At 46.2% G+C, this 5337-nt stretch carries 5 protein-coding genes and 1 pseudogene; 2 read left to right on the top strand and 4 right to left on the bottom strand.

Features of this window, described 5'->3' with window-relative positions:
- From RMO84_RS00075 to RMO84_RS00060, 4 genes and pseudogenes are all read right to left on the bottom strand, one after another.
- Positions 1–579, bottom strand: a pseudogene (locus tag RMO84_RS00075) (S1 RNA-binding domain-containing protein); the annotation flags it as partial.
- A gap of 272 nt (positions 580–851) precedes the next feature.
- Complete coding sequence (locus tag RMO84_RS00070; protein ID WP_310486366.1) at positions 852–1232, bottom strand: hypothetical protein; 381 nt, start codon at positions 1230–1232, stop codon at positions 852–854.
- Between the two features lie 124 nt (positions 1233–1356).
- Entirely contained in the window at positions 1357–1596 is a 240-nt protein-coding gene (locus RMO84_RS00065; protein ID WP_310486365.1) for a hypothetical protein, read from the bottom strand.
- Positions 1593–3356: a S8 family peptidase gene (locus RMO84_RS00060; RefSeq protein ID WP_310486364.1), complete on the bottom strand. Its 1764-nt coding sequence runs from the start codon at positions 3354–3356 to the stop codon at positions 1593–1595. The genes RMO84_RS00065 and RMO84_RS00060 overlap by 4 nt, the downstream gene beginning before the upstream one ends.
- 542 nt (positions 3357–3898) lie before the next feature.
- On the opposite strand from RMO84_RS00060, the gene RMO84_RS00055 reads away from it, so the two are divergent.
- Together RMO84_RS00055 and RMO84_RS00050 are read left to right on the top strand one after the other, a co-directional pair.
- A complete protein-coding gene (locus tag RMO84_RS00055) occupies positions 3899–5068 on the top strand; it encodes a radical SAM protein (protein WP_310486363.1) in 1170 nt (389 codons plus the stop codon).
- Positions 5069–5106: 38 nt separating this feature from the next.
- A partial coding sequence (locus tag RMO84_RS00050; RefSeq protein WP_310486362.1) for an AMP-binding protein occupies positions 5107–5337 on the top strand: 231 nt, incomplete at its 3' end.

Genomic DNA, 5337 nt, shown 5'->3' with positions numbered 1-5337 from the left:
CTTCGAGGCGATTCATCTTCCGTTCGACTAGGGCGCGACGGTGGCTCAATACCAGATGTTGCGATCTTCGTCTACTTCCAAGAACTTGAGGGGGAGTTCTTCGTTAACTAATTCTTCTTTCGCTTTGCGGGTGCTGATGTGCGAACCGGGAATAAATCCACGCAGTCCTTCAATCCGGACTAGGGCACCACCACGGTTGGTCGCAAATACTTGCGATCGCACGGTCGCATCTTCGGCTTGAAGCTGACGTACCCGCTCCCACGCCCGCATGTATTCGATTCGGCGGATGGAGAGAGTGAGTTGCCCGTCTTCATTTTCATCGGTGAGGATGAAAAATTCGCGAGTTTCGTTGGACTGGAGTACTTCTTCAGGTTGATCGACACGGTTGATCGACATCTCCTGAATGGGGATATAGGCCGCAGTTTTCGCGCCAATGTCAATCAGAGCACCCCGTGGCTCCAGACTAAATACGGTACCAGCAACGACATCGCCAGGGCTAAAGTGGTAATCGTATTTATCGAGTAATGCTGCGAAATCGTCGAGGGTGAAACCGATATCTGCTGTTTTCTGACTGGCCATGCAATATTATAGTTTATCCTAGTGGTGTTCTCTTCCGTATTAATCCGCCTCCTATCGATGTACACGCACGTTGACTAAATTAAATCAGTTAATAATGTGTCGCCTACATCTACATATCTCGTTCCGTCTCGTTGCGAGAACGTCAAAGAGTTGATATTTAGAGTCCAAACATCGTATTCTAGCACACGATCGAGCCATATTTCATCCCCTCTGGTATGGCGATCGGGCAGTTGCTTCGATCTTTGCCTCCGTTGGCTGGATCGATCGCGTGGTTAATACTCAAAGTCATCACCCAGATCTCGGCGTTCCAATCTCCTTACGCGCCGATTTAACAATCTGTTTTTGCGTTGAACTTCTGACAATTCAAAATTTAAATCGTCAGCATAGTTTCTCAGCGGTGTAAATCCATCCCGCACGATGAGCATAATCGCCCCTTCAATACTCCCGATCCGGTTGCGGAGATCGACAATATCTTCTCGCAAGGCATTGTCATTTTGCTTCATCGCAACGACATCCTGCTTAAGTTCGCCGACATCCTGCTTGAGGACGCCGATATCTTGTTGCATTGCGCCCATGCCTTGCTGCATAGTACCTATCCCTTGCAAGACTAAGCTTAACTGGGTTTCGATTCGATCGAGTTTTTCTTCAGACATGACAAGCTCCTGAACCAATTCTAATCGATGACATTATAATTCGTCGTAGCTAATTAGTCGATCGAAAACGACAAAGGTAGAGACAAAAACTTTGTCCCTACCTTTAATCGTTCGCAACTAGTATTTATTCAACTGAAGAAGGATTTTCTAAAATCTCAAACGAATTAACATTTAAGACTTTCCCAATCATTGCTAGGGTCATGACATCATCATTTAATGTGCCCTGTACCTTCACATGCAATCCGACTTTACGTAAATCGCGAGGACAATCTAATAACTCGTAAGTCGTGCCATCCTCGGCTACCAATGCCCACGCACCAGTACCAAAACCTTTATGTTCAATCCCACCGATCGCCGTAATCATACTGTTTGAGAATCTCCTCTCGCTGCGAACCTTGCTAAACCAAAACACAACAATCCATTCACTACCAAGAAACCACGAGCGATCCCGCCGTCACCGAGTAGCCAGACTTGGGGAGAGACGACTGCACTCACCAACAAACAAGCAGCTACACCCAAACTAGTACCGACTGCAAACCATTTTCCCTGAGGAAGCGACCAACAGACCACTAGTAATAGTAGCGGAATAAGGACACTGGCAAACACTGGATTCAAAATACTGTTACCAGCGATCGCATTTCCTAATTCGGGAATCGAACTGCCTAACAGGCGGAAGGGAGCTTGGGGGAGGTCGAAGACGTAGAATCCTTTGAGGAAGAACAACCCACTACTCCCGGCAATCATCCCGCTAAATAACGGGAAGGTGAAGGGCACGTAATTGCGAATCAAGAAGGCGAGCAGATACGAACCGAGTACCATCGCCACCTTGGGTAGTAACGCAACTGCGCCACCGTCGATCCAGAATCGCAGATTTAGATAACCATTATCGCGCAACCAGCGGAAGAAGTCATTGAAGGTAATCTTGCCTTTTTGGGCGAGTTTGACGGCACTAGCGGCATCGAGATGTCCGGCACCGTAAAAGTTCTGCGGGTCTGCTTCAATTTTGCGGACGGACTGTTGGAGGACGGCGAAAACTTCATCGGGCGCGGTAACGCCAGTCGATTCGATCAAGGCAGCGACGCCAGCAACGTGGGGCGCAGCCATACTCGTACCTTGGAAACCCGAAATAATTGGTTCGTTAGTTTCGGGATCGATCGTTTCTTGCCAGATCTTGCTGCCATGTCCGCCACCTGGTGCGGCGATATCGACACCGGCACCGTAGTTGGAAAACTCAGCGCGTTCGCCTTGGGCATCGGTCGCGGCAACGCCGATCACGCGGGCGTAGCGGGCGGGATAGGACGCCGAATTATTGTTTTCATTACCAGCAGCGGCAATGATGACGACGCCTTTGTTATAAGCGTATTCGATCGCGTCTTTCATGACTTGACTTTCGCCACCGCCACCGAGACTCATGTTGATAATATTGGCTTTGTTATCTGCGGCAAACCTAATTGCTTCGGCGATGTCACTAATCGTACCGCCACCGCTAGCTGATAAGACCTTGAGCGGCATGATGTTTGCTTCATAGGCAATTCCGGCTACACCATAGTTATTGTTGGTGGATTGGGCGACAGTACCCGCTACGTGAGTGCCGTGTCCGTTGTCATCGTCAGCCTCGACCTTATCGTTGACGAAGTCATAGCCCGCGACAAATTCGGTATTAGCCAAGTCGGGAACTTTGCTCACGCCCGTATCGATAATCGCGACGGTAATCCCCTGACCGCGATTTTCTTCCCAAGCTTGCTCGGCATGAATGCTATGTAAATGCCACTGTTTGCTGTACTGCGGGTCGTTGGGAGCAACGCTAGCATGATAGATATAGTTTGGCTCGATCGCTTCGACATCCTGAGCCAAGCTCGATGCGCGGAGTTTGTCGAGTAGTGCGCGATCGCCTTTGACTGTATATGTATGCTCGGACTGCGAAAATTGACTATTGAGGTGGGGGCTGAGGTGATACTGCGCGCTCAACACCTGCAATTGTTTGTCTATTTCTGTGGCTGAAGTAGTTTCTTTAAAATCAATGACTAGCGAGTCAAATTCGCCCTTGGTTGCCAATCCTTGGAAATTAAAGATGGCAAACCCGATGCCTAAACAGAATAAGCACAAGATTAACAGTTTCCGCATATACCGCGATCGCTCTCAACTTAAATAATATTCCCAGCATAGCTCAACATTTTGGATTTAGGGAGTAGGGAGTAGACATTGTAATTATGGGGCGTTAAGCGTTTAACGGCCATCGCCACCCTGGTTTTTCACTCTAGTCAGCAGAAAATGAATCAAAAGTAATGAATCCTCGATCGACGACACAGGTGTTGGCACAGAAAATCGACGCGAGGAGAAGATTAAAACCAAGCACCGGCACAGTGCCGGTCGATCGTGAGGGTGACAATCGAGCGATCGATCGCCATCCAAAAACATAAGTCATTTTGTGTTGCTTTTGGTATGTACGCCTATGCCGCTCGCAGCAGTAAGCTCGTCTGAGAAATCGAGGAACTCAGTGGACGCTGACTTATTCCTCGATCGTGATGTGATTTAGATCGCAATGAATTCTAAATTGCTATGCTACGATCCATACAATTTAAAATTACCCTCAAAATTCAATAGTATCGGGTAAGACATTAAAGCGTTTGATGCCGTATCAGTTTAATCTTAGCAACGGAGCAGCTATGAAACCTAAATCTGATGTCAATGTCGATCGAATTGCCTTTGAAAAAATGAAGCGGATCGTGCCGGGATTTCTGGCAGGGAATAGAGATAAAACTTCATCTGACTATTCGGTAAGAGCACTCCCTGAAGAAATAGCCTTCAAATTGACCAATCGCTGCAATCTTCGCTGTCAGCATTGCTATCAATGGAATGAAGATGGTCATCATCACCATTTAGACCGAGCCGCACAAAATGAAGATGTAGATCTGGCCGTTATTGAAAAAGTATTTGCGGCGACACAATCGGTCAAATCTAATGTTTTTCTGTGGGGTGGCGAACCACTAATTTATCAAAATTGGGATAAATTAGTCGATTTACTCGAACGAGATCCCCGCTGGACATCGATTTGTACGAATGGAATTTGGATTGAGAAACAATTATCGTCGCTGTTGAGAATCTCAGAACAACTAGAAATGTACATAGCTGTTGAAGGATTTGAAGACGAGCATGATGAGATCAGAGGCAAAGGGAGTTATGCAAAAACAATGCAGGGCATCGATCTCCTTTTAGAGCACAAGCGACTAGGGACATACAAAGGCGAGATCGCGATCAATTGTGTGATTACCGCAAATATGGTCGATCGATTGTACGAATTAATGGAATTCTGGGAAGTAAAAGGTGTAGACACTGTTTATTTAAGCTTTCTATGGTATCTGTCTGATGAGACTTCTAGCAAAATGGATCGATATTTTGCAGATAATCTCAACTTTTTACCAATTAAGGATGTTCAACCTAGTTGGTATTCATATAAATACAAGCTCGCTCCCAATCTAATCGATCCATTGATCGGGGAACTCAATCGAGTCAACGATCGAACGTGGAAAGTCAAGTTAAGATATAATCCCGCAGTGGATATTAATGAGATCGAGGATTTTATTCTCGGCAGTGACAAACCCGCTCAGCATAAAACTAAGTGCTTGGCTATTAAAAACCGGATGGATGTTTTTCCTGGAGGAGAAGTAGTTTCTTGCAAATTCTTCCCAGAGTTTTCAGTTGGAGATCTAGCGACTGAGAGTGTTCGAGATGTTTGGCATAGCGATAAATTTACCAAAGTCAGAGAAACAGTCGATACTTGCGGTTTAATGCCTGTCTGCTCAAAGTGCAATCTTTTGTATTCTCGCGGTATTTAATTTCGGTAGAGATTGTAGCTCGAATCAGCAGGTATCCAATGTTAGTAAATGAATTTTTAGAACAAACTGCTGCAAGAACGCCTGGTAAGGAAGCACTAATTTTTCATCAGCAGCGATTGACTTATCTTGAGGTTGACAATTTTGCTAATGCGCTAGGTAATGCGCTACTGGAATTGGGTTTGCAAAAGCTCGATCGAGTGGCAATCTATCTAGACAACTCGGTTGAGTCAGCGATCTCTATCTTTGGGATTCTCAAGGCTGGGGGTGTG

Origin of the sequence: Chamaesiphon sp. VAR_69_metabat_338 (assembly GCF_031423935.1) — a bacterium.
GTDB lineage: Bacteria > Cyanobacteriota > Cyanobacteriia > Cyanobacteriales > Chamaesiphonaceae > Chamaesiphon.
This window is presented reverse-complemented; position numbering and strand designations above follow the sequence as displayed.